Source organism: Rhizobium sp. SL86 (assembly GCF_026672545.1).
Taxonomy (GTDB): domain Bacteria; phylum Pseudomonadota; class Alphaproteobacteria; order Rhizobiales; family Rhizobiaceae; genus Neorhizobium.
Genome location: NZ_JAPPRJ010000009.1, coordinates 1,042,071 through 1,065,362, shown reverse-complemented (window position 1 = coordinate 1,065,362; position 23,292 = coordinate 1,042,071). Strand labels below are relative to the sequence as shown.

At 61.1% G+C, this 23,292-nt stretch carries 23 protein-coding genes; 15 read left to right on the top strand and 8 right to left on the bottom strand.

The genetic code is table 11. The features are described from left to right. Nucleotides 1-4: 4 nt before the first annotated feature. From OU993_RS28110 to OU993_RS28085, 6 genes are all read right to left on the bottom strand, one after another. The gene (locus OU993_RS28110; protein ID WP_268162461.1) at nt 5-1,048 is read right to left on the bottom strand and encodes a zinc-dependent alcohol dehydrogenase family protein; all 1,044 of its coding nucleotides are present in this window, start codon (nt 1,046-1,048) and stop codon (nt 5-7) included. 109 nt (nt 1,049-1,157) lie between these two features. Next, nucleotides 1,158-2,219: an ABC transporter ATP-binding protein gene (locus OU993_RS28105; protein ID WP_268162460.1), complete on the bottom strand. Its 1,062-nt coding sequence runs from the start codon at nt 2,217-2,219 to the stop codon at nt 1,158-1,160. 13 nt (nt 2,220-2,232) lie between these two features. After that, nucleotides 2,233-3,015 (bottom strand): ABC transporter permease, encoded by a 783-nt coding sequence (locus tag OU993_RS28100; RefSeq protein WP_268162459.1) that lies wholly within the window; start codon nt 3,013-3,015, stop codon nt 2,233-2,235. Beyond that, on the bottom strand, nt 3,012-3,911 hold the full coding sequence (locus OU993_RS28095; protein ID WP_268162458.1) for an ABC transporter permease: 900 nt from the start codon (nt 3,909-3,911) through the stop codon (nt 3,012-3,014). Before OU993_RS28095 ends, OU993_RS28100 begins: the two co-directional genes overlap by 4 nt. A 96-nt stretch (nt 3,912-4,007) precedes the next feature. Further along, complete coding sequence (locus OU993_RS28090) at nt 4,008-5,111, bottom strand: ABC transporter substrate-binding protein (protein WP_442793054.1); 1,104 nt, start codon at nt 5,109-5,111, stop codon at nt 4,008-4,010. A gap of 140 nt (nt 5,112-5,251) precedes the next feature. Continuing rightward, entirely contained in the window at nt 5,252-6,139 is an 888-nt protein-coding gene (locus OU993_RS28085) for a MurR/RpiR family transcriptional regulator (protein WP_268162456.1), read from the bottom strand. A gap of 172 nt (nt 6,140-6,311) precedes the next feature. Between OU993_RS28085 and OU993_RS28080 the strand changes: the two genes are divergently transcribed. From OU993_RS28080 to OU993_RS28035, 10 genes are all read left to right on the top strand, one after another. Then, a complete protein-coding gene (locus tag OU993_RS28080) occupies nt 6,312-7,079 on the top strand; it encodes an N-formylglutamate amidohydrolase (protein WP_268162454.1) in 768 nt (255 codons plus the stop codon). Between the two features lie 143 nt (nt 7,080-7,222). Next, entirely contained in the window at nt 7,223-7,732 is a 510-nt protein-coding gene (locus OU993_RS28075; RefSeq protein ID WP_268162453.1) for a TRAP transporter small permease subunit, read from the top strand. Next, nucleotides 7,729-9,054: a TRAP transporter large permease gene (locus OU993_RS28070; protein WP_268162452.1), complete on the top strand. Its 1,326-nt coding sequence runs from the start codon at nt 7,729-7,731 to the stop codon at nt 9,052-9,054. The genes OU993_RS28075 and OU993_RS28070 overlap by 4 nt, the downstream gene beginning before the upstream one ends. Before the next feature lie 108 nt (nt 9,055-9,162). After that, the gene (locus OU993_RS28065; protein WP_268162451.1) at nt 9,163-10,203 is read left to right on the top strand and encodes a TRAP transporter substrate-binding protein; all 1,041 of its coding nucleotides are present in this window, start codon (nt 9,163-9,165) and stop codon (nt 10,201-10,203) included. A gap of 116 nt (nt 10,204-10,319) precedes the next feature. Then, complete coding sequence (locus OU993_RS28060) at nt 10,320-11,690, top strand: glutamine synthetase family protein (RefSeq protein WP_268162450.1); 1,371 nt, start codon at nt 10,320-10,322, stop codon at nt 11,688-11,690. Continuing rightward, nucleotides 11,687-12,214, top strand: coding sequence for a helix-turn-helix domain-containing protein (locus OU993_RS28055; protein ID WP_268162449.1), 528 nt, complete (start codon nt 11,687-11,689; stop codon nt 12,212-12,214). The genes OU993_RS28060 and OU993_RS28055 overlap by 4 nt, the downstream gene beginning before the upstream one ends. Continuing rightward, on the top strand, nt 12,183-12,602 hold the full coding sequence (locus OU993_RS28050) for a type II toxin-antitoxin system VapC family toxin (protein ID WP_268162448.1): 420 nt from the start codon (nt 12,183-12,185) through the stop codon (nt 12,600-12,602). Before OU993_RS28055 ends, OU993_RS28050 begins: the two co-directional genes overlap by 32 nt. 23 nt (nt 12,603-12,625) lie before the next feature. Further along, on the top strand, nt 12,626-14,005 hold the full coding sequence (locus tag OU993_RS28045; protein WP_268162446.1) for an aldehyde dehydrogenase family protein: 1,380 nt from the start codon (nt 12,626-12,628) through the stop codon (nt 14,003-14,005). A 5-nt stretch (nt 14,006-14,010) separates the two neighbouring features. Further along, on the top strand, nt 14,011-15,156 hold the full coding sequence (locus tag OU993_RS28040; RefSeq protein ID WP_268162585.1) for an iron-containing alcohol dehydrogenase: 1,146 nt from the start codon (nt 14,011-14,013) through the stop codon (nt 15,154-15,156). Between the two features lie 195 nt (nt 15,157-15,351). Continuing rightward, a complete protein-coding gene (locus OU993_RS28035) occupies nt 15,352-16,068 on the top strand; it encodes a ParA family protein (RefSeq protein WP_268162444.1) in 717 nt (238 codons plus the stop codon). 91 nt (nt 16,069-16,159) lie between these two features. On the opposite strand, the gene OU993_RS28030 is transcribed toward OU993_RS28035, so the two are convergent. Next, nucleotides 16,160-17,740, bottom strand: a complete 1,581-nt coding sequence (locus OU993_RS28030) for an adenylate/guanylate cyclase domain-containing protein (RefSeq protein ID WP_268162442.1) — start codon at nt 17,738-17,740, stop codon at nt 16,160-16,162. Nucleotides 17,741-17,879: 139 nt separating this feature from the next. Continuing rightward, complete coding sequence (locus OU993_RS28025) at nt 17,880-19,298, bottom strand: L,D-transpeptidase family protein (RefSeq protein ID WP_442793053.1); 1,419 nt, start codon at nt 19,296-19,298, stop codon at nt 17,880-17,882. A gap of 185 nt (nt 19,299-19,483) precedes the next feature. Here OU993_RS28025 and OU993_RS28020 point away from each other — a divergent pair, with 185 nt between their 5' ends. From OU993_RS28020 to OU993_RS28000, 5 genes are all read left to right on the top strand, one after another. Then, the gene (locus OU993_RS28020) at nt 19,484-20,323 is read left to right on the top strand and encodes a DUF4432 family protein (protein WP_268162440.1); all 840 of its coding nucleotides are present in this window, start codon (nt 19,484-19,486) and stop codon (nt 20,321-20,323) included. A 90-nt stretch (nt 20,324-20,413) separates the two neighbouring features. Next, nucleotides 20,414-20,752: a TIGR01244 family sulfur transferase gene (locus OU993_RS28015; RefSeq protein ID WP_268162583.1), complete on the top strand. Its 339-nt coding sequence runs from the start codon at nt 20,414-20,416 to the stop codon at nt 20,750-20,752. 81 nt (nt 20,753-20,833) lie between these two features. Continuing rightward, a complete protein-coding gene (locus OU993_RS28010) occupies nt 20,834-21,175 on the top strand; it encodes a RidA family protein (protein WP_268162438.1) in 342 nt (113 codons plus the stop codon). Between the two features lie 29 nt (nt 21,176-21,204). Next, nucleotides 21,205-21,405, top strand: a complete 201-nt coding sequence (locus OU993_RS28005; protein WP_268162436.1) for a hypothetical protein — start codon at nt 21,205-21,207, stop codon at nt 21,403-21,405. A 119-nt stretch (nt 21,406-21,524) separates the two neighbouring features. After that, nucleotides 21,525-23,270 (top strand): alginate export family protein, encoded by a 1,746-nt coding sequence (locus OU993_RS28000; protein ID WP_268162581.1) that lies wholly within the window; start codon nt 21,525-21,527, stop codon nt 23,268-23,270. Nucleotides 23,271-23,292: the final 22 nt, after the last annotated feature.

The window sequence follows — 23,292 nt, the reverse complement described above, 5'->3', positions numbered from 1 at the left end:
GGGGCTACTCGAAACGGTCGATGATGCTGATGCCGCTTTCGCGGAACGTATTCATGGCGGGCAGGGCCTCGGCGGCATCGGTGAGGCTGATGTGCCGTCCGATCAGCTTTTCGGGCGACAGCGTTCCGGCCTCGATCATCGCCAGCATGGCGTCGTAACGCCAGGCCTGCATGCCGTGGCTGTCGTAGATTTCCAGTTCATGGGCAATCACGCGGGCCATCGGGATTTGCGGCATGGCATGGTCAGCCAGCATCAGGCCCACCTGCACATGGCGTCCGCGGCGCCGGAGGTTGGAGATCGAATTGCAGCAGGTCTGCGGATGGCCGAGCGCATCGACCGAGACATGCGCGCCACCGCCGGTCACGTCACGCACCGCCTCCGCCACATCGGTTACCTCGCGGCTGTTGATGGTGGCTTCCGCACCCAATTCCCGCGCCAGCGCCAGCTTGTCGTCGGCGATGTCGATGGCGACGATCCGTGCGCCAAGTCCCTTGCCGATCATGATGGCCGAGAGGCCGACGCCGCCGCAGCCGTGCACGGCCAGCCATTCGCCGCCCTTCAGGCGTCCCTGGTCGATCACGGCGCGGAAGGAGGTGGCAAAGCGGCAGCCGAGGCTGGCCGCCGTCGCGTAGGACATGGCGTCCGGCAGGTGGACGAGGTTCTGCTCGGCATGGTCGATTGCCACAAATTCGGCAAACGAACCCCAATGGGTAAAGCCCGGCTGGAACTGCGCTTCGCAGACCTGTTGATTGCCCGAGCGGCATTCGTGGCAATGGCCACAACCGGAAACGAAGGGCACGGTGACGCGGTCGCCGACCCGGAAACGGCTGACATCACGACCGACAGCGGCAATTTTCCCCGCAAATTCGTGGCCCGGCACATGCGGCAGTGAGATGTCGCTGTCATGCCCCATCCAGCCATGCCAGTCGCTTCGGCAAAGGCCGGTGGCCTCGACCTTGATGACGACGCCATCGGCGGCGGGGCTTGGGTCGGGCAGGGTGGCAACCTTCGGTGCTTCGCCGAACCGTTCGAAATAAAGCGCGCGCATGATGGCCTCCCTCTCGTCAAAACCGGGCCAGCATTAGCCCGATTTGCCTTTCGGTGGAAAGACGCAAGCGCATGCGCCTCGCCCTGCGTCGGGACGGGAGAGGCGAGGATCAGTCGCCCAATACCATCAAACCGTCCTGCTGCAGCGCAAGCGTTACGGTTTCGCCGGCCTTCGGCAGCGTGGCCGAGGGATGGTTGAACATGTCGAAGGAGATGATATTGCCGCCGAGATCGACCTTGGTGCGCAAAACCGAACCGAGGAAGTTGGAGGACAGTACCGTGCCGGACAGCACGGCCGGTCCCGTGGAGGGGCCGGCAAGCATAGCCGCTTCCGGACGGAAGGCGATGGAAATCTGGCTGCCATCCGCCTTGCCCTCGATCGACTGCGGCAGGCTCAGCGTTTCCTCACCGATCTTCAGCGCGCCCGTGCTGCCGTTGACAAGTGTTGCCTGAATGACGTTCAGCGTACCGACGAAATTGGCGACGAAACGGGTGGTCGGACGGTTGTAGATCTCGCCCGGCGTGCCGATCTGGTCGGCCTTGCCGGCATTCATGACCACGATACGATCGGAGATCGACAGGGCCTCTTCCTGGTCGTGGGTGACGAACACGGTGGTGATGCCGAGCTGGCGCTGGATCTGGCGGATTTCTTCGCGCAGCGAGACGCGGATCTTCGCATCAAGCGCCGAGAGCGGCTCGTCCAGCAGCAGAACCTGCGGGGCTGGGGCGAGCGCGCGAGCCAGCGCCACGCGCTGCTGCTGACCGCCGGACATCTGGTAGGGGTAACGGTCGGCAAGGTGCTCGAGATGGATCAGCTTCAGCATCTCCTTGACGCGCGTCTCGATCTCGCTTTTCGGCTTGCCGGCGACCTTCAGGCCGAAGGCCACGTTGTCGAACACGTTCATGTTGGGAAACAGCGCATAGGCCTGGAAGACCATGCCGATATTGCGCTGGTTCGGTTTCAGCCGCGTCTGGTCCTTGCCGTCGATGACGATCGAACCGCCGGACGGCAGCTCGAAGCCGGCGATCATGCGCAGCACCGTCGTCTTGCCGCAACCGGACGGGCCGAGGAAGGAAATGAACTCGCCCTTGTCGATGGCCATGTTGAAATCATGCACGACCTTTGTCGCGCCAAAGGACTTCTGCAAATGTGAAAGCGTCAAAAAGCTCATATCAAATCATTCCTCAGACCGGGCGCTGCGGGGTTTTCTGCAGCTTGGAAACCAGCTGCATCAGGCCAAGGCAGGCCCAGGTGATGCCGAATGCGATCACGGCGAGCGCCGCAGGTTCATAGGCGCGGTTGGCGCCGAGCAATTGCATGTAGGGGCCGAAAGCCGGTTTGTTCAAAAGGGCGGCCATGGTGAATTCGCCCATGACGATCGCGAAGGTGACGAAGGCACCGGACATGACCGCAACCGTCACGTTCGGCAGGATGATGCGACCGATGATCGTCACCCAGCCGGCACCGAGGCTCTGGGCGGCTTCTGTGAGCGTTGTCACGTCAATAGTGCGAAGGCCGGTATCGACCGCCCGGTACATGTAGGGCAGGCTCAGTGTCGCATAACCGAAGACGAGCAGGATGTCGGTGCCGACATAGGAACCCGTCAGCGGCAGCCAGCTGGAGGTGTTGTAGAGCCGGATATAACCGAAGACGATGACGATCGCCGGGATGACGAGCGGCAAAAGCGTGATGAATTCGATATAGGGGCGCAGGAAAGGCAGCTTCAGGCGCACCCAGTAGGCGGTCGGCACGACGAGGAATACGCCGAAGATGATGGTCAGCAGCGCCATCCAAACCGAATAGCTGAAGGTCTCGTGGAAGCGGCTGTCGGCAAACACTTTTGCGTAGGCGTCGAAGGAATATTCGCCACGCCGCATTTTCAGCGAGAAGTTCGTCATGCCGACGAGCGGCAGAATAAAATAAAGAAGGCCGATGATGAGTGCGGCCCAGGCCCAGAGGCGTTTCATTTCAGCCACCTTTCGCTGCGGGCGCGAAGCCAGATGTAGATGGCATTGGCAATGCCGGTGACGACGATCATGCCGAAGGCAAGCGCATAACCCAGATGCGGATCACCCAGCACGTCGCCGCGGATCTGCGCAAACAGCAGGATCGGCACGATGTTGAGCGAGGAGCCGGTCAGCGCAATCGCGGTCGCCACCGCGCCGAAGGCATTGGCAAACAGAAGCGCCAGCGTGCCGAGCAGCGAGGGCAGAAGGATCGGGAAGGCAACGAGGCGCCAGTATTGCGCATTGGTGGCGCCGAGAATGGAGGCCGCTTCGCGCCATTCCCGCTTCAACCCGTCGAGCGCCGGCGTGATGATGAGGATCATCAGCGGGATCTGGAAGAAGAGGTAGGTGATCGTCAGGCCCCAGAAGGACAGGATGTTGAAGCCGAGCAGCCGCAGGTCGATGCCGAGTTCGCTGCGCAGGAAGACCGTCACGAGACCGACGGGGCCGAGTGTCGCCAGGAAGGCGAAGGCGAGCGGCACGCCGGCGAAGTTCGAGGCGACGCCCGAAAAGGTCAAAAGCGGTCCGCGGATCGTGCGCGGCAGGCCACCCAGCACAACGGCGGCGGCCATGGCAAAACCGATCAGGCAGCCGAGGATGGCGGAGGCGAAGCTGATCTTGATGGAAATCCAGTAGGCGGCGAGAATGGACGGTGTAAAGAGGCCGGCGACATTGGTAAACGTCAGGCTGCCGTCCGGCGTTTGGAAGGCGCCAATGACGATCTTCATCGTCGGCAGAATCAGGAACAGGAGCACGAAGGCGGCGAAGGGCAGGATGCCCAGCCAGTGCAGTGGTAGGCGCTGGAGCGGTTGCGCAGGCGCTGCGCCCGGTGCCCCGTTTGCCGTCTCAGTTGACATGTCGTCTTGCCCCTCTTGCCCGCGTTCAACGCGGATCTTTGCAGAAGCGGTGCCGCCCCGATCCTCGGACCGAGGGCGGCACCGCGATCTTATGCCTTACTTGACGTTGGCGCCGACGACCTTGTCCCAACCGCCGGTGACGGCAGCCTTGTTGGCGTCGACTTCTTCGAGCGTCGGGAAGTAGGCCTTTTCATAGGCAGCAGCCGGCGGCAGCTTGTCGATCAGGTCCTGCGGAACCTTGCCGGCCTTGACCATGGCGTTAAAGCGGGCCGGGTGGCAGTAGCCCTTCAGCCACAGGTTCTGGCCTGCGTCGGAATACAGGTGCTCCATCCAGAGCTTGGCAGCGTTCGGATGCGGTGCATAGGCGGAGATGCCCTGAACGTAGACGCCAGCGAGAACGCCGGAGGCCGGAACGACGACTTCAACCGGCGGGTTGCCAGCGAGCGTGTCCTTGGCGGCGAGTGCGTTGTAGTCCCACATCACGACGATCGGGGTGGCGCCCTGAGCGAGCGTGCCGGACTTGCCGATGACCGGAACGAAGTTGCCAGCCTTGTTGAGGTCGGCGAAGTACTTCAAGCCAGCTTCGCCGGCGTCCTTGCCAGCCTTTGCGCCGCTTGCCATGCCGGCAGCGAGAACACCGAGGATGGCCTGGTTGGAAGCGCGCGGGTCACCGGCGAGAGCGACCTGACCGGCATATTCCGGCTTCATCAGGTCGGCCCAATCCTTCGGCGAGGTCTTGACCAGGTCCTTGTTGACCAGGAGCGACATGACGCCGTAGTAGTCGCCGTACCAGTAGCCGTCAGCATCCTTGATGTTGGCCGGGATTTCGTCCCAGGTCGAAACCTTGTACGGCTGCAGCAGGCCTTCCTTCTTCATCTGCGGGCCGAAGGCCAGACCGACGTCGACAACGTCCGGAGCCTGCGGGCCCTTGTTGTCCTTGTTGGCCTTGACGGCTTCGACTTCGTCAGCCGAACCGGCATCCGGGTTCAGTTCGTTGACCTGGATTTCCGGGTACTTCTTCTTGAAGGCGGCAATCACTTCGCCGTAACCGCACCAGTCGTGGGGCAGGGCGATCGTCGTCAGCATGCCTTCCTTTTTGGCGGCAGCGATCAGTTCGGCGCTCGGCTCGGCATAGGCCAGGCTTGCCGTCGCAACGACCATCGCGGTCGTCATGGAAAGAAGTCGGTGGAACTTGGTCATCACGATAATCCTCCTGAGTTGAAGTCGTGTGGCGGCACTCGTAGAGCCGTTTGATGAATGGCATGTGACATGTGGATGTCTTGAAGTCTGTCGGCCGGGCCTGTGTCTGCCGGCGGCAGCTGTCCCCTTGTTTGTCGCGTCTATCCTTCCTTTCCCGTCTCTGTCCTGCGGAACAGCCGGCTTCGTTCGAACAGTCGTTCGAGGGCGCTCATGCGCTCCCGGGTCTTTTCCCAGGTGGCGCTCTGCACGGCCTCGATCAGTGCTTCCACCGTAAACAGGGTTACGACGGAGGAATCCCATGCGGAGGGCGCCTCGATGCGGACCTTAAACACATGCCGCGCGTGGCGCGCGACGGGCGAGGCCCAGACATCGGTGAACAGGATGATCACCACGCCGCTCGCGGCTGCCGCTTCTGCCAGCGTCGCCAGTTCCTGCTCATAACGACGGATGTCGAAAATCACGAGGACATCGCCCTGGTCCATGTTCAGGAGATATTGCGGCCACGAACTGCGGTTCGTCGAAATCAGCGTCGTCTTGGAACGGATGACCTGCATATGGGTGAAGAAATATTCGGCCAGTGCGCCCGTGATGCGGCCGCCGACGAAATAGATGCCGCGTTTGTCATCCTGCAGAAGCCGTGCCGCATCGTCGAAGGTCTTCACGTCGATGCTCGACAGCGTGTCGCGCAGATTGTTCGTCACGGCGTCGGCGAAACGGTTCAGGATATGAGCGGTCGGCGCACCGGACGCCCAGCGGTCGTGTTTGGCGATCGGGCTTGAGATCGTCGCCTCGAGGTCCTGGTGCAGGTGATGCTGGAACTCCGGATAACCCTTGTAACCGAGCTTCTGCACCATGCGGGCAACCGTCGGCGTCGAGACGCCGGCATTGTCGGCAACGGTGGTGATGCTGCCGAGACCCGACACGGGATAGTGCTCCAGCAGGCTGTCGGCCAGCTTGCGTTCAGCCGGAGTCAGTCCGTCGTAATGCAGACGGATGACGTCGAGCACCGTATGGGAAGGTGACGTCACGTTCAGCTCTATTCCCCCTTCCGGTCTTACGCCGGTTGATGGCCCGAATTAACAATCTCCAAGTGCAAAGAGTCAATGCAGGCGCTGAAAAGAAATTTTCAGGAAACCGGTTGACGAGGGTCGGATGATGAAGAATTCTCTTCGGTGACAACGACGGGGGAGTTGATGTTCCATGCTGGCTGAAGCGCGGCTGTTGAGCGATGCGGATGGTGATCCCGTTGCCATCGATAATCCGCAAGGGCGCGGCGACATCCTGCTGGTCTGTGAACATGCCAGCCGCCTGCTGCCGGCCGCCTTCGGCACCATGGGACTGTCCGAGGAGGCGCTTGCCTCGCACATCGCCTGGGATCCGGGCGCGCTTGCCGTCTCGAAGCTGATGGCGCGACGGCTGGATGCGGTGCTCATCCACCAGCGCTTTTCCCGTCTGCTCTATGACTGCAACCGGCCGCCGGACTCGCCCGGGGCGATCCGCGAGGTCAGCGAGATCTACCGGATTCCGGCGAACGAAAACCTGAGCGACGGCGAAAAGGCGGCCCGCGCCGAAGCGTTCTATTTTCCCTTCCAGAACCGCATCGCAGACGAGATTGCCGCTCGCACCGCGCGTGGGCAGGCGACGGTTCTTGTTACGGTGCATTCCTTCACGCCGGTTTATTTCGGCAAACAGCGTGCGGTGGAAATCGGTATCCTGCATGATGCAGACAGCCGGCTGGCCGACCGGATGCTGAATGCCGCCGCCGATACCCGGCTCTACCGGATCGAACGCAATGAGCCCTATGGTCCGTCCGATGGGGTGACGCATACGCTGTTGCTGCACGCAGCGCCTGGTGGCCTGCTGAACGTGATGATCGAAATCCGCAACGATCTGATCGCCGATGAGGCGGGGCAGGGCGTGGCGGCCGATTTCCTCTCGGGGCTTCTGACGGAGGCCCTGACGCAATGATGTCACGCCGGCGCGAGCCGGCACAATTTCAAACCTGGCACAATAACCACAAAAGAGGGAACAGATGCCGGTGAAGAAGGAAATGGGGGATCGACGGTCGAGCCTTGTGCTGCGGCGTGTCGTGATGAGCGAGCGGAGGCGTGATGCCTGAAGCGCTCAAGATTTATGTGCGCATCGTCGATGCGTTCAATCGGCGCGTCGGCCGTATCGTCATGTACGGCGTCTTCGTCATGATGGGCATTCTTCTGTACTCATCGATTTCCAAGACGATGTTTCTGCCATCCCAGTGGACGCTGGAAATGGCGCAGTTCGTCATGGCCGGTTATTACCTTTTGGGCGGCGCCTATTCGCTGCAGCTGGACAGCCATGTGCGGATGGATCTTCTCTACGGAAAATGGTCGCCGCGCACCAAGGCCATGGTCGATGTCGTGACCATCTTCATGCTGTTCGTCTATCTGTATTTCCTGCTGTATGGCGGGATTTCCAGCACGGCCTATGCGCTGAAGTTTAGCGAGACGAGTTATTCGTCCTGGCGGCCCTACATGGCGCCGATCAAGATCATCATGGTTGTCGGCATCGCGCTGACCTTCCTCCAGGCGACGTCCATCCTGATCAAGGACATCGCCATTGCGCGCGGGAGGCCGATCGCATGAGCTATGAACTGATCGCACTCTTCATGTTCATGTCGATGATGCTGTCCATGCTGACGGGGCAGCGGGTGTTTGCCACGATCGGTTTTGTCGGTGTCGTCTCCGCCGCCTTTCTGTGGGGTAATGGCGGTTTCGAGATGGGCTTTTCCGCCAGCATGAAGCTGATGAAGTGGTACCCGCTGCTGACGCTGCCGCTCTTCATCTACATGGGGTACATGCTCTCGGAATCCGGCATCGCGGAGGATCTCTACAAGGCCTTCCACGTCTGGTTCGGCGGCATGCCGGGCGGCTTGGCCGTTGGCACGATCGGCCTGATGGTGGTGATTTCGGCGATGAACGGGCTCTCGGTCGCCGGCATGGCGATCGGCGCCTCCATTGCGCTGCCGGAGCTTTTGCGCCGCGGTTATGACAAGATCATGGTCTCCGGTGTCATCCAGGGCGGCAGTTCGCTCGGCATTCTGGTGCCGCCCAGCGTCGTCCTGGTGCTCTACGGCATGATCGCCCGTCAGCCGGTCGGCCAGCTCTGGCTTGCGGGTGTATTTCCCGGCCTGCTTTTGGCGGCGCTGTTCTGCCTCTACATCATCATCCGCTGCCGCATCAATCCGGCGCTTGGCCCGGCACTGCCCAAGGAGGAACGCGAGGTTCCGCTTGTCGAGAAGCTCAAGCTTCTTCGCGCCGGCATTTTGCCCTTCCTGATCTTCTTCCTGATGATGGGCCTGTTCCTGATGGGGATCACAAGCCTGGTGGAAAGCTCGGCGGTCGGTGCGCTGAGCGCGCTGTTTGCCGCCTGGTTCAAGGGAAGGCTGACAAAGGAGGTCTGGAACCGCGTTCTGGAACAGACGCTCGGCATTTCCTGCATGTTCATGTGGATCATCCTGGCGGCCCTCTGCTTCGGCGCCGTCTTCGATGGGCTGGGTGCGGTGAAGGCGATCGAGAAACTGCTGATCAGCGATATCGGGCTCACGCCGTGGGAAGTGCTGATCCTGATGCAGCTGTCCTTCCTGGTCATGGGCGCCTTCTTGGACGATACGGCGATGCTCGTCATCGTCGCGCCGCTTTATATTCCGCTGGTCGGCAAGCTGGGTTTCGATCTCATCTGGTACGGCGTGCTCTACACGATCACCTGCCAGATCGCCTACATGACACCGCCCTTCGGTTACAATCTCTTCCTGATGCGGGCCATGGCGCCGTCTCAGATCACGCTCGTCGACATCTATCGATCCGTCTTTCCCTTCGTGCTGCTGCTGCTGCTCGGCATGGCCATCATCATGGCCTTTCCGGAGATCGCCACCTGGCTGCCGAAGCACGTCTATGTGCGGGGGTAGGGCGCAAAGGACATAACGAGGCCTGCCATACAGGCCCTTTCCTACAGGTCATGCGCCCCGGCTGGGCGGGGCGACACACATAAACCAACGGAAACAGAGGGACTATCAATGACCAACAGCAGACGTAATTTCCTGAAGACGGCCGCCGTTGCGGCGCCCGCGGCTCTGGCGGCCCCCTATGTGAAGGCGCAGGGTAAGAAGATCACCTGGCGCCTGCAGACCTATGCCGGCGCGGCCCTTGCCGAATTCGTCATCCGCCCCTCCGTCGATGCCTTCAACAAGGCGGCAAATGGCGAGATGGAAATCCAGCTCTACACGGCCGACCAGTTGGTGCCGACCGGCGAACTCTTCCGCGCCATGCAGGCTGGCACGATCGATGCCGTGCAGTCCGACGACGATTCGATGAATTCTCCGGTCGATATCAAGGTCTTCGGCGGCTACTTCCCGTTTGCCTCGCGCTACAGCCTCGATGTGCCGACACTGTTTTACGAGTATGGCGTGGCCGAGATCTGGGACAAGGCCTATTCGGAGGTTGGCGTGAAGTGGCTTTCCGCCGGTGCCTGGGACCCGTGTAACTTCGCCACCAACAAGCCGATCAAGGCGTTGGCCGACCTCAAGGGCCTCAGGGTCTTCACCTTCCCGACGGCCGGCCAGTTTCTCGCGCAGTTCGGCGTCGTGCCGGTCACCATTCCTTTCGAGGATGTTCCGGTTGCCATGCAGACGGGTGAGATCGATGCGATTGCCTGGTCCGGCATCACGGAAGTCTTCACCTCCGGCTGGGTGGATGTGACGAAATACTTCCTGACCAACAACGTCTCCGGTGGTTGGGCCGGCTCCTTCTTCGCCAATGCCGACCGCTGGAAGGAAGTGCCCGAGCATCTGAAGGTGCTCTGGCAGATGTGCATGGATTCCTCGCACTACAAGCGCCTGCACTGGTACTGGGGCGGCGAGGCACGGCTTCGCGCCGAAGGCGGACGCCTGGAGCTGACGAGCATTCCGGATGCCGAGTGGAAGACGGTCGAAGATGCCGCCCACAAATTCTGGGAGGAGATCGCCGCGCAGTCTGCCCGCAACAAGCAGCTGGTCGAGATCCTGAAGAAGTATAATGCCGACATGGAAAAGGCCGGCAAACCGTATCGTTACGGCTGACAATGGCGCGCGCACCCTGCCGGTCTTTCCGTCGGGGTGCGTCTCCTGCGGCGAACACAAGAACGAAAAACACGGGATGACGGGCAGCGGCCTGTCGTCAACCAGGGACGGACACGATGACCTCCATCTACACATTCGACGACCTCAAGATCGACGTCGCGGCGGGCCGCATCGACACCGTGATCGCGGCCCAGATCGACATGCAGGGGCGTCTCATGGGCAAGCGTTTCCAGGCGGAATATTTCGTCGACAGCGCCTGGAAGGAAACCCATAGCTGCAACTATCTGATGGCGACCGACATGGAGATGGAAACCGTGCCGGGCTACAAGGCGACCAGCTGGGAAAAAGGCTATGGTGACTACACCATGAAGCCGGACCTTTCGACGCTGAGGAAACTCCCCTGGCTGGAGGGAACGGCGCTTGTGCTCTGCGACGTGCTCGACCATCACACCCATGCCGAAGTGCCGCATTCGCCGCGCGCGATCCTGAAGGCGCAGGTCAAGCGGCTGGAGGCCCTGGGCTTTTCGGCCTTCATGGCCAGCGAACTCGAATTCTTCCTGTTCGACCAGACCTTTGAAGCGGCGCGCGACAGCGGTTATCGCAACCTGAAGCTTTCCAGCGCCTATAACGAGGATTACCACATCTTCCAGACCACCAAGGAGGAGGAGGTGATGCGGGCGGTGCGCACTGGCCTGCAGGGCGCCTGTATTCCCGTGGAAAACTCCAAGGGTGAGGCTTCCCCCGGTCAGGAGGAAATCAACGTGCGGTATGCCGAGGCACTGACCATGGCCGACCGGCATGTGATCATCAAGAACGCGGTCAAGGAGATCGCCTGGTCGAAGGGCAAGTCGGTGACCTTCCTTGCCAAGTGGCACAATGCGGCGGCGGGATCGTCCTCGCATATCCACCAGTCGCTGTGGAGCGCCGACGGCAAGACGCCGCTGTTCTTCGATAAGGATGCTCCGCATGGCATGTCGGCGCTGATGAAACATTACGTGGCGGGGCTTCTCGCTTATGCCGGCGACTACACCTATTTCCTCGCGCCCTACATCAATTCCTACAAGCGCTTCGTGGCCGGCACGTTCGCACCCACCAAGGTGGTCTGGAGCAAGGACAACTGCACCGCCGGTTTCCGCCTCTGCGGCGAGGACACCAAGGGTATCCGCATCGAATGCCGCGTCGGCGGCTCTGACCTCAATCCGTATCTCGCGATGGCCGCCCTTCTGGCCGCCGGCATCAAGGGGATCGAGAACAAGATGGAACTCGAAGCCGCCTTCGAGGGCGACGCCTATGGCGGCACGGGTATCAAGGAAATCCCCCGCACGCTGCGTGACGCGACCCTCATGCTGAAAGGGTCCGCCATGCTGCGCGAGGCTTTTGGCGACGAGGTGATCGATCACTATGTACGCGCCGCCGAATGGGAGCAGGAGGAGTATGATCGCAAGGTGACGGACTGGGAGGTGGCGCGCGGTTTCGAGCGGGCGTGAGCATCGAGGCGTTTGATGCAATCCTATTGCTGGAATGCTATCATCACAATCAGCGGAGGTTGTGTCCGATGATCGATAGCGCATGGTTCTACGGGAGGCTGAAAGCGCAGGGGAAAACCTTGGAGGACTTGGCGCGGGCACTTCGTCTCGATCCGGGTGCGGCATCCCGTCTGTTGCGCGGAGAGCAGACAATGAGCGCCGAGGAGCAGGATGTAATTGCGCTTTATCTCGGCGTTTCGCTGGAGGAGGTCGCGGCACGGCGGCGCGGTCGTCCGCCAGGTTTTGCCGAGGACGGGCAGGAAACGTTTCAGGCAGAGAAGACTGCGGGATCGGTTCAGCCCGGTCCTGCCGGCCAAGATGAAGGCAAACGGGACGACGAGGTGCACAAGAGCTTTTATGAGCGTGTGCGTCGAAAAATGGCGGGTACAGTCACCATTGCCCCAGGGGTTGATTTGACGGAACCGACGGATCCGGAGTGGGCACGGGTCTACGATGACGACTATGACTACCCGCTACATCTTTGACACCTGCCTTCTGCTTTTCCTGGGTGAGTTCGGCGCCGAGGTTTCGCCAGGAGCCCGGCAGGTCCTAGACGCGCCAGACGGATTGTTTCACGTCTCGGCGATCAGCGCCTGGGAGATCGGTTTGCTGGTGGCGAAGGGGCGATTGAGGTTGACTCGTCCGCCGCTCGACTGGTTCCGGGACTTTTGCAATGAGCAGGATCTGGCCGTTCTGGAGACCACGCCGGCAATCCTGGTGGCCGCCTCCTTCCTGCCGGAACCGCTGCATGGCGATCCGGCCGACCGCATCCTGATCGCCACTGCGCGCGAACTGGATTTGACCATCATCACACGCGACCGGGCAGTCCTCGCCTATGGTGCCGCGGGACATGTGAAGACACTCGCCTGTTAGCAGGCATCTGACTGGAGAATGAAATGTCGATGATCCAATGTATCTCCCCGGTGGATGGCTCGGTTTATGCCGAGCGGCCGGCGCTGACCCTCGATGCGGCGAAAGCCGTCGTTGATCGGGCCCGCAAGGCGCAGAAAAGCTGGGCGAAGCGCCCGCTGGACGAGCGTGTCCAGCTTGTCATGAAGGGTGTTGCCCGCCTCAATGAGATGGTCGATGAGGTGGTGCCGGAGCTTGCCTGGATGATGGGCCGACCGGTGCGTTATGGCGGCGAGTTCAAGGGTTTCAACGAGCGGTCGAACTATGTGGCGAATGTGGCGGCCGAGGCGCTGGCGCCGATAAACATCGAAAGCAGTGCCGCCTTTACCCGTCGTATCGAGCGCGAGCCGCATGGCGTCGTCTTCGTTATCGCGCCGTGGAACTATCCCTACATGACGGCGATCAATACCGTGGCGCCAGCGCTGATGGCCGGCAATACGGTCATCATCAAACATGCCGCGCAGACGCTTCTCGTCGGCGAGCGCATGGTGCGCGCCTTCGTCGAGGCCGGGGTGCCGGATGATGTGTTCCAGAACGTCTTCCTCGATCACCAGACCTCGGAACAGCTGATCGCGGCAGGCTCCTTCAACTTCATCAACTTCACCGGTTCTGTCGCCGGCGGCCGTGCCGTCGAGCGCGCCGCAGCCGGCACGTTCACCGGCATGGGCCTGGAACTCGGCGGCAAGGATCCGGGCTACGTGATGGAAGACGCGGATCTCGATGCCGCCGTCGACACGCTGATGGATGGCGCGACCTACAATTCCGGCCAGTGCTGCTGCGGTATCGAGCGCATCTATGTGCACGAAAGCCTCTATGATGCCTTTGTCGAAAAGTCGGTTGCCTGGGTCTCCAACTACAAGCTCGGCAACCCGCTCGACACGGAAACGACGCTTGGGCCCATGGCCAATGCACGTTTTGCCAGAACCGTGCGCGAACAGGTGGCGGATGCGGTGGCCAAGGGCGCCAAGGCGCTGGTCGATCCGAAACTCTTCCCGCAGGATGATGGCGGCGCCTATCTGATGCCGCAGGTGCTGGTCGATGTCGATCACTCCATGGAGTTCATGCGTGAGGAAACCTTCGGGCCGGCGGTTGGCATCATGAAGGTGAAGAGCGATGCGGAAGCGCTCGGCCTCATGAACGACTGCAAATACGGACTGACTGTTTCGCTCTGGACGAAGGACGAGGAACGCGCCTCGCGCCTTGGCGCTGGGCTCGAGACGGGGACCGTCTTCATGAACCGTTGCGACTATCTCGATCCGGCGCTGGTCTGGACGGGGGTCAAGGAAACCGGACGCGGCGGCTCGCTCTCCGTGCTGGGCTTCCACAATTTGACGCGGCCGAAATCCTATCACCTGAAGAAAGCTTGACGCTCATGAACATCACCGCCAACTGGAGCTACCCCACCGCCTTCAAGCTGGGACGTGGCCGGATCAAGGAACTCGCTGCCGCCTGCAGCTCTCTCGGCATGAAGAAGCCGCTGTTGATCACCGATCGCGGCCTTGCCGGCATGGCGATCACGCAGACCGCGCTCGACGTGCTGGCCGAGGCCAGCCTCGGGCGAGCGCTGTTTGCCGATGTCGATCCGAACCCGAACGAGATCAATCTGGAGGCCGGCATCAAGGCTTACCGCGACGGCGGCCATGATGGCGTCGTTGCCTTCGGCGGCGGCTCCGGGCTTGATCTCGGCAAATGCGTTGCCTTCATGGTCGGCCAGACGCGGCCGGTCTGGGATTTCGAGGATATCGGCGACTGGTGGACCCGCGCGAGCGTCGAGGGCATCGCGCCGATCGTCGCCGTGCCGACCACCGCCGGCACCGGCTCGGAAGTGGGCCGCGCCTCGGTCATCACCAATTCGAAGACGCATGTGAAAAAGATCATCTTCCATCCGAAGTTCCTGCCCGGCGTCGTCATCGCCGATCCCGAACTGACGACGGGCATGCCGAAGGCGATCACCGCCGGCACCGGCATGGATGCCTTCGCCCATTGCCTCGAGGCCTATTGCTCGCCCTTCTTCCACCCGATGAGCCAGGGCATTGCGCTGGAAGGCATGCGGCTCGTCAAGGAGTTCCTTCCGCGCGCCTATCACGAGGGGGCCGATCTCGAGGCTCGTACCAACATGATGGCGGCTGCGGCCATGGGCGCGGTTGCCTTCCAGAAGGGGCTCGGTGCCATCCACGCGCTGTCGCATCCGATCGGTGCCGTCTACAACACCCATCACGGCATGACGAATGCGGTGGTGATGCCGCCGGTGCTGAAGTTCAACCGGCCGGCGATCGAAGAAAAGATCGCGCGTGCCGCCGCCTATCTCGGCATTTCCGGCGGTTTCGACGGCTTCTATGATTATGTGCTGTCGCTGCGGGCGGAGCTGCATGTGCCGCAGACCTTGACGGCCATGGGCATTCAACCCGACCGCATAGACCAGCTGTCCGCCATGGCCATGGACGACCCGTCCTGCGGCGGCAATCCGGTCAAGATGACGCTGGAAAAGACCAAGCAGCTCTTCCGCGACTGCTTCTGAGACTATCGTCCGGCACCGTCCTTCGGCGGTGCCGGCCCGTTTCGGTTGTCCTAACTATCGGAACTCCTAGGTCATATTAACTAGGTCTAAATTTACCGTTCATTAACCCTGTTCTTCCAGGATTGGTAGCGTCGGCACCATGTATCTCCGGTGCCCGTCGGAGCGATGCGGCTCGATCATTCTCGAGGACACGAAATGCCAGTCATCTCATTTGCGAATGCCAAGGGCGGTGCCGGCAAGACCACCGCCGCGCTTTTGCTCGCCACCGAACTTGCCCATCAGGGGTACCGTGTCACCCTGATCGATGCCGATCCGCAGCGCTGGATCAGCCAGTGGCATGACATGTCCGGTGCTGTCCGCAATATCACCATCATCACCGAGGTGACGGTCGCGTCGCTGCAATGTCATCTGCGCGAGATGTCGGCTGCCACGGATTATTTCATCGTGGATCTGGCCGGGGCTCGCGATGCACTGGTGACAACGGCCATCGGCCTCTCCGACCACGTCTTCATCCCGATCCAGGGTTCGGCGATGGATGCCAAGGGCGGTGCGCAGATCCTCGATCTTCTCGCCCTGATGAAGGATAAGGCCGGTCTTGCCATCGCCCATTCCGTCGTGCTGACGCGCGTGACCCCGGTGGTCACCACACGATCGCTTCTTGCCATCAAAGGGCTGCTCGCCCAGCGTGGCGTGAACGTGCTGAATACGCCGATCGGTGAACGCACCGCCTTCCGCGAGGTCTTCGAGGCCGGTGGCACGCTCTACAGTCTCGATCCGGCCAAGGTCTCCAATCTCGACAAGGCGCGCGAAAATTCCCGGGCGCTCGCCGACGAGATCAAGCAGTTGATGCCCGTCCGTGTGGTGCGCAGCGGCATGCCGCGCGTCTTGAACTTCAAGCGCGACGCGGCGTAACAACCAGTCTTTGCCCCGAGGTTTTTTGTACCGTGATTGCGGAAGCGGATTTCGGGCCGTTTCCGCAAGCAACTTCTCTGGCGACCCGCCGCTATTCGAGGGCAGCCGTTCGATCGAGCGCTGCAATTGCCTCCATCAACTGCTTGCGGATTACGTCGCGTTCCTGCGGTTCTAAGCGCCCAATGTCCAGATTGAGTTCGAGGCCCTTGAACTTCGCCGCTGCGGGATCGGCATCTTCCATCAGCCGCTCCACAGCGTAGGGGATCACGGCGCGGCTGATGCCCTTCATGGAAATCTCTGGCAGCGGCCTGGCTTCGACAATGTCCTTTACCAGGGCATAGGTCTCATAGCTGATGACGATTTTGCCTGAATCGGCAATCGATTGCAGGCGCGCGGCGAGATTGGCTTCCGCACCGATGATCGTATAGTCCATGCGGTCCTCGCTTCCGAAATTGCCGACATTGCAATAGCCGGTGTTGATTCCCATGCGGACAATGAAGGGATCCTCCGTCCCGTTTCGTCGCCACTTCTCGCGCAGATGAACGAGCCTTGCCTGCATGTCGATTGCCATGCGCAGGCATGCCTTTGCATCCTCCTCGGCGCCCTTGGTCTCGGGATCTCCGAAAAAGATCAGGACCGCATCGCCGATGAACTTGTCGATCGTGCCGCCGTGCCGCAAGGCGATCTCGGCCATTTCGGTGAGGTATTCATTGAGCATCTCCGTGAGGGTTTCCGGCTGCAAACGTTCCGTTGTTGCCGTGAAATCCTTGATGTCGGAGAAGAAGATGGTGAGACGTTTGCGTTCCGTCTGGACGACAACATCCTTCTGTCCGCTAAAAATCTGCTTGTAGATCTGTGGCGACAGATAACGGGAAATCTTCAGCGAAATCCCGGCCAGAAATTCATTGGCTGCTTCAAGTTCGCGGTTGAAACTGCGGATGACGTAGGCTTGGCGCCGCTGCAGTATGATGAAGCTTATGCCAATCGTCGCGACGAAGACGAAATACAACAACAGATATTTGAAGGCGAGGATATTGTCGGCGAAGGGCTGCGCGACAATGATTTCCTGAATGCCGCGAACATCACCCGTCTTCCAATCGAGCTTGGGACTATCGGGATGGCTATTGTGGCAGGCGACGCAAGCAGGCCCCATCACCACAGGTGTCACAAGTCGCAGCGTACTGGTCAAGCCGTGCCAATCCTCGTCGATCAGAGTTTGGTCGGAATTCTCTCTGAGAGACGCCAGAGCATCCGTTTCAAACTCATCCAGCTGATGCGGGGCTCGGTTGTGAAAGGGCAGATCGGAGACGAACCGATAGGTAATATTGGCCTGCTGTTCTCGAATGACATCGCCAAGTTCAAGCGACAGGGTGGCTGGCAGCGGAATGGCGCCGGGGATCGTCGCATAGCGGTCCGAGACGGTGGTTGTGGCGTTTGTGCCTTCCGTTGTATGCGCTGCGAGGACACGGTCAACAACATTGGTGGCGTAATAGCTGCGAATGCTGGATATGACCGAACTGAGATCGCGTGCCTGTTTTGCCGCCGCTTGCTGTGACAGGTTGCTGACATCCAGCCAAACGGCCAAGGGCAGCAGCGCGAGCATGGCCAGAACAACTGTGGCGATCACATAGGCATTTCGCCGTGCAGAAACTTCCTCAACTCCACGAGGCATACACACATCTCTCCGTGCCCTCTCGCAAAGCTTGAGGTTGTAAAAACATCAGAGAGCACAAAGCGCCCGGGCTCGTCAATTCTCGCAAACTCTGTCCGTCGATGAGGCGCGCCGTGACATCCTGGTCAACGGGTGGCTGTCAATCGACGAATTCCACCACCGTGCCGGGCTTCACCATCTTGGCGAGTTCGGTCGCATCCCAATTGGTCAGGCGGATGCAGCCATGGCTGTTCGTCTTGCCGATCTTGGAGGGTTCCGGTGTGCCGTGGATGCCGTAGGTGGGTTTGGAGAGCGCGATCCAGACCGTGCCGACCGGGCCGTTCGGACCCGGCGGGATCTGCAGGATCTTGTCGTTGTCGCCCTGTTTGAAGTTGATCTTCGGATTGTAGGTATAACCCGGGTTCAGCGCGATCCGCTCCACCGTATGGGTGCCGGAGGGCGAGGGCGTATCCGATGAGCCGATGGTGGCCGGGTAGGCGGCGACCAGTCTGCCGTCCGCGCCATAAGCGAAGACCTGCTTCTTGGCCTTGTCGGCCAGGATGCGCACCACTTCGCCGGTCTTCGGCTGGCCGGGATTGACCACCTTGATGATCGTGCCGGGGATCGAGAAATCGACGCCGGGATTGAGCGCCTTGAGGTAACCTTCATCCATGTGGAACCGTTCGGCGAGCGCTTCGCTCGTCGAGGTAAACGACATGGCCGGCAGCTGTGCCTTGTGGGCGTAGTCATCCGGGATTGAGGCGACGTAGGGGCCTGCCGCATCGGCCGCCGTGATGGTGTAATCCGAAAACGGCAGGCCGCCGGAATAGGACAGGCGCTGCATGATCTCTTCGGAATTGTTCGGGTCGAGCGTTTCGCCGGTCATTTCCTGCCAGGCGGCGACCGCCTTGTTGACGTTGTCGCCGAGATGGCCATCGATCACGCCCGGCGAAATGCCCTGGCGGTCGAGAAAGACCTGAAGAGCGACGATTTCCGCCTGCGGCTTCTTCGTCACCGAGATGACGGGTTTGTTCGACTGCGGCGCAATGGTCGGCTGGGGCAGGGGCTGCGGCTCCAGCGATGCTTCCTGCTCGCCGTCGTCCAGTATGGCGCCGTCTTCGCCGAGCGGCAGGCGGATGATCGAGCTATCATGCGGGATGGAGCCGGTGACTTCGCCGGGTTCGCCGTAACGATAGTCCCGATAGTCGCGATAGGCGCCGTTGCCGTAACCGCCATTGCCATAGTCGCGCGGGCGTTCGCCGGGCCGCTGATAGGAGTAATCCCGCGACGAGGGGGCTGGCGGGTAACCGTAACCGCGCTGCGGGCGGTCAGGATTTCCGCGCATCTCCGTGGCGATCAGATTGCCGTAGCGGTCATACAGAACGCGGCGGCCCATGCCGTCGCGGCGAACCACCACTTCGCCGGCTTCCGGGACATAGTCCAGGATCGCCCCGTCGGGGGCCACCAGAATGGTGTCAGAGGCATAACCGCCATAGCGGCTCTGGGCGACCGAGGGCTCGGCGGCGGACAGGGACAGCACGAGTGCCAGACTGATGCTTGTCAGGAGTGCGGACTTCACGATATCACCGATTCCAGTTTTGACGGACAACGGCGGTTCGCCCGCCTCGTTCCCAGGGTCTTCTGCCTTTTCTCAGACAGGCAAATTTTGTCGCCAGTGTGGAAAAATAGAAAGTCATGGTGAACGATCGATGAATAACACGGTTCTGCTTGCCAGTCTGTCGGCATGATCAGGGGAGAGACGGCGTGAAGGCTTTTTCGGCGGCGCGGGGACCGAAGCTGTTCCTCGACGAAACGAGTGTGCTCGATATCGGTGGCTGTATCGTCAACGGCATCGATATCGCGCCCGGCAGAGCCATTCCCGATGACGGTGACCCGCGCATCGACCATTCGCTGGAAGGTTTTCTCTTCACCTGCGGGCCTGACCATATCCGCCATCCGCAACCGATCCCCGGTGATCCGGACGGTCGCAAATACCCGCTGCACGGCTCCTATTCGTCGCATCCGGCCGAAATCCTCTTCTGGGATGTCCAGGGTGAGGATGCCGAATGCCAGGCGCGCGTGCCGGTGAAGACGGCCGATGGGGGCGAGGCGCTTCTCGAACGTCACTGGCGCATCAGCGGCGAGACCGGTGAGGTGACGTTGTCCGATCGGCTGACGAATGTCGGTAAGGTCGCCTTCGCCAAGGTACACATGTATCACATGAACATCGGCGCCTGGCTGTTTGATCCGCATGTCAATTTGACCGGCCGCATGCTGGAGGGCGGCGGTTTTGCCTGGAACTTTGGTGAAGACCCCGGCGGCGTGTTCTGCGTGCCGGCAAAGGTGGATGGCGAAGACTGGGCGGAGGTGGCACTCGGGCCGCTTGCTTCGCTCGGCGGCGTCACGCTGAAGGTGAAGTTCCGCACCGATACGCTGCCGCACCTGCAGATCTGGCGCAATCAGCAGGCACCGGCGCATGTGCTCGGCATCGAACCCGTCTCGCACCGCTGGGTCTCGCGCGAGGAACTGGCCGCCAGCGGCGAATTGCACATGCTGGAGCCGGGTGAGAGCGCCGATTATGCGCTGCGCTTTTGCTTTTCGTGAGGACGGATCGAGCCCAAGCCGTCATTGACGCCATCCGGTCGCCATCGTAAGTGAAGGCCCTGTTTTGGCAAAAGCCGGAGGCTGATGATGATGGATATCCGCCAGATCAACGACGAATACGCCGTGACGGGCCAGATCACGCCCGATGACGTCGACCAGATCAAGGCGATGGGCTTCAAGTCGATCGTCTGCAATCGCCCGGACGAGGAAGAACCCGGCCAGCCGAGCTTTGCCGAGGTAGCCGCACGCGCCAAGGAACTCGGCCTTGACATCGCTTATGTGCCGGTCGGCCGTATGGGTGTCGATGCGGAAGCGGTCAGCGGCATGGTCGATGCACTGGACGAGTTTCCGCGCCCGATGCTGGGTTATTGCCGCTCCGGCGCCCGCTCGACGGCGATCTACGAAAAAAGCCAGCATCTGCGCGGCTGATCCGTCGCATTTTCCGGGCGCTCTTCCTGTGCGCCCGTTCATCCCTTTCTTTCCAAGCTCATTTTAATGGGGAGCATGTCCATGAACATCAAGCGTATCGAGCCCGGTAAGCGCATGAGCGGTGCCGTCGTTCACGGCAACACCGTCTATCTCGCCGGCCAGGTTGGCGAAGGCACGACCGTGACGGAACAGTCGAAGTCGGCGCTGGCCGAAGTCGACCGCCTGCTGGCGCTTGCCGGCACGGACAAGTCGAAGATCCTGCAGACGATCATCTACCTCTCCGACATGTCGACGTTCGCTGAAATGAACGCTGTCTGGGAAGCCTGGATCGACCCGGCCAACCCGCCGGCCCGCGCCACCTCCGGCGCGCCGCTCGCGACCCCGGACTACAAGGTCGAATTCATCGTCACGGCCGCTCTCTGAGCCTTCTGACGATCTGAATCAGGAACCCGGTGGATCATGTTGATCTGCCGGGTTTTTTATTGGTGGGACATGTGCCGGGCGTCATCCTGCAGGGTTTTGTGGCAGAGGGTTTTGCAAGCTCTGCCGTTCGCCCCATCACGATCGTCCAGATCGCTTTGCGCACGTTCAAAAATGACGATGCCAGGCCGGCCGCTTCCGTCTCTGCAATGTGGAGTGGTGGTGTCCTGTGACGCCGATATTTGGTGTTGACAATTTTGCGTCCCAAGAGAAGCTTCCGGAAGTGTTGGGGGGCGTGCGGATGGCTGGTCGTGGTAGAGTTTCATCCCCTGTCAGATCGCTCATGCTCGTGATGCCACGTGTTCGGCATCAGGTTCTCAGACTGCTGCTTGGCGTTCTCGGTCTGGTGTTTGTCCTCAGTGGATCATTGACAGAGGCTGTGGCCCAGTCGGTGCGCACGGATGATGGTCAGGTCATCGAGCGTATCGAGATTTTGATCCGCAATCCCTCCTCGGATCCGCAGGTCAACGGGCGCGTCTCTGATCTTCTCCGTCGCAACATCAACGTCTTTCCTGGCATGATCTTCAATCGCACGGAGGTGCAGATTTCGGTTGCCCGCGCCAGCCGGCTTGCCGCGATTGCGGATGCACAGCTGGAGACAATCCAGGGTGAAACGGGCGGCATCGTGGTGAAGGTCAACGCGACGCTCGGCGACAGGGTGGCGCGGGAGGATCGGGGATATCTGCTCACCCGTGACGTGAACGATCTGCCGATCCTGTTTGATCGCGACGGCACGATCATCGTCGGCAAGCTCGAGATGCTGACCATGCTCTATGGCAATGCCAATGCCTGGTATGGTCGTCCGGATCTCTTCCTGTCCGGCAATCCGCTCGCCTCCGGCGACATGGCCGGCAAGGGCACCAGCGGCTGGGGGGAGGGGTTCATCCATGCGGGCCTTTATGGACTGACACCGCTTGGCGAAGACATCTATGCCTATGGTGGCTTCAGTGCGATCCTGAGCGGCTCGGCCGGAACCGAGCTGTTTACCGATGAAAGCCGCCAGCATCTTGGCGTGGAGGATGCCTACGTCGGCCTTGTCGGTGGTGAAACCGCTGAGACGGGCGACCGGCTGTTGTGGAACGTGTCTGCCGGGCGCAAGCGTTATGCGATCGGCGACAGCATGATCATCGGCAACAGCGCGTCGAATGGCGACGACAGAGCCGCCCTGCAATCGAATCCGCGCTGGGCCGCCGATATGCTCGTGCTGGGGCAGGTGCGTTACAACAACACGCTGATGGAAGTCTTTTATCTCGATCCTGACGAACTGCCGGTCGTGGATTCCGAAACCCGTATGGCGGGCCTCAATCTCGAAACCGATGTCGGCGGCGGCCTGAAGCTGGGCGGCGCCTTCATTCAGGTGCTTGAGTCGGATTATGCCTATTTTGCCCTGACGCCGCCCGATCCGGCCTCCGCCACGCTCGGTCGAGACGGACTGCAGATCTATGACGCTCGTCTCCAGTGGAAACAACCGAACGGGCATTTCTTCGCCAATGCCGAATTTGCCGTCCAGCGAAACGACCGTTTCGACATGTTCGCAACCGCCATTGCGGGCGAAGTCGGCTACCAGTTTCAGGATCTGCCCTGGACGCCCGTGTTCAGCTACCGCTACGCGCAGTTTTCCGGCGACGATCCGTCAACGGCCCGTTTTGAGCGATGGGATCCGATGTTGTCCGGCGGCAATGGCGAACAGTGGGTTCAGGGCATCAACCATTTCAAGGTTTTCCAGGACAGCAACCTCGTGACGCATCGCTTCCAGTTGCGGTTGCGGCCGGATCCGAAGGTGGAACTTGTGCCGCAGTTCTGGATCTTTACGGCGGACAGCGCCACCAATCTCGGCGGCAATCCGGCCCTGTCCTTCCTTGGATCAAAGGAGCTCGGTTACGAGGTCAACCTGACGGCCAAGTGGTTCATGTCCTCGCGCATGATGCTGCAGGGCCATGTCGCCGCGACTTTCCCCGGCGAGGCCACCAAACAGGCGGCCTCGGATGATCTCGACCCCTGGTGGAGCGCCATGGCGTTTCTCCGCATCGCATTTTGACTTGAAGTCTCGCTAAAGGGAG

What these genes read in the sequence shown, in the direction of transcription:
- OU993_RS28100 (WP_268162459.1), bottom strand. Translation starts at nt 3,015, where the DNA reads ATGAAACGCCTCTGGGCCTGGGCCGCACTCATCATCGGCCTTCTTTAT.
- OU993_RS28090 (WP_442793054.1), bottom strand. Translation starts at nt 5,111, where the DNA reads ATGACCAAGTTCCACCGACTTCTTTCCATGACGACCGCGATGGTCGTT.
- OU993_RS28030 (WP_268162442.1), bottom strand. Translation starts at nt 17,740, where the DNA reads ATGCCTCGTGGAGTTGAGGAAGTTTCTGCACGGCGAAATGCCTATGTG.
- OU993_RS28080 (WP_268162454.1), top strand. Translation starts at nt 6,312, where the DNA reads ATGCTGGCTGAAGCGCGGCTGTTGAGCGATGCGGATGGTGATCCCGTT.
- OU993_RS28105 (WP_268162460.1), bottom strand. Translation starts at nt 2,219, where the DNA reads ATGAGCTTTTTGACGCTTTCACATTTGCAGAAGTCCTTTGGCGCGACA.
- OU993_RS28075 (WP_268162453.1), top strand. Translation starts at nt 7,223, where the DNA reads ATGCCTGAAGCGCTCAAGATTTATGTGCGCATCGTCGATGCGTTCAAT.
- OU993_RS28015 (WP_268162583.1), top strand. Translation starts at nt 20,414, where the DNA reads ATGGATATCCGCCAGATCAACGACGAATACGCCGTGACGGGCCAGATC.
- OU993_RS28070 (WP_268162452.1), top strand. Translation starts at nt 7,729, where the DNA reads ATGAGCTATGAACTGATCGCACTCTTCATGTTCATGTCGATGATGCTG.
- OU993_RS28035 (WP_268162444.1), top strand. Translation starts at nt 15,352, where the DNA reads ATGCCAGTCATCTCATTTGCGAATGCCAAGGGCGGTGCCGGCAAGACC.
- OU993_RS28065 (WP_268162451.1), top strand. Translation starts at nt 9,163, where the DNA reads ATGACCAACAGCAGACGTAATTTCCTGAAGACGGCCGCCGTTGCGGCG.
- OU993_RS28050 (WP_268162448.1), top strand. Translation starts at nt 12,183, where the DNA reads ATGACGACTATGACTACCCGCTACATCTTTGACACCTGCCTTCTGCTT.
- OU993_RS28010 (WP_268162438.1), top strand. Translation starts at nt 20,834, where the DNA reads ATGAACATCAAGCGTATCGAGCCCGGTAAGCGCATGAGCGGTGCCGTC.
- OU993_RS28060 (WP_268162450.1), top strand. Translation starts at nt 10,320, where the DNA reads ATGACCTCCATCTACACATTCGACGACCTCAAGATCGACGTCGCGGCG.
- OU993_RS28095 (WP_268162458.1), bottom strand. Translation starts at nt 3,911, where the DNA reads ATGTCAACTGAGACGGCAAACGGGGCACCGGGCGCAGCGCCTGCGCAA.
- OU993_RS28040 (WP_268162585.1), top strand. Translation starts at nt 14,011, where the DNA reads ATGAACATCACCGCCAACTGGAGCTACCCCACCGCCTTCAAGCTGGGA.
- OU993_RS28045 (WP_268162446.1), top strand. Translation starts at nt 12,626, where the DNA reads ATGTCGATGATCCAATGTATCTCCCCGGTGGATGGCTCGGTTTATGCC.
- OU993_RS28110 (WP_268162461.1), bottom strand. Translation starts at nt 1,048, where the DNA reads ATGCGCGCGCTTTATTTCGAACGGTTCGGCGAAGCACCGAAGGTTGCC.
- OU993_RS28000 (WP_268162581.1), top strand. Translation starts at nt 21,525, where the DNA reads ATGCCACGTGTTCGGCATCAGGTTCTCAGACTGCTGCTTGGCGTTCTC.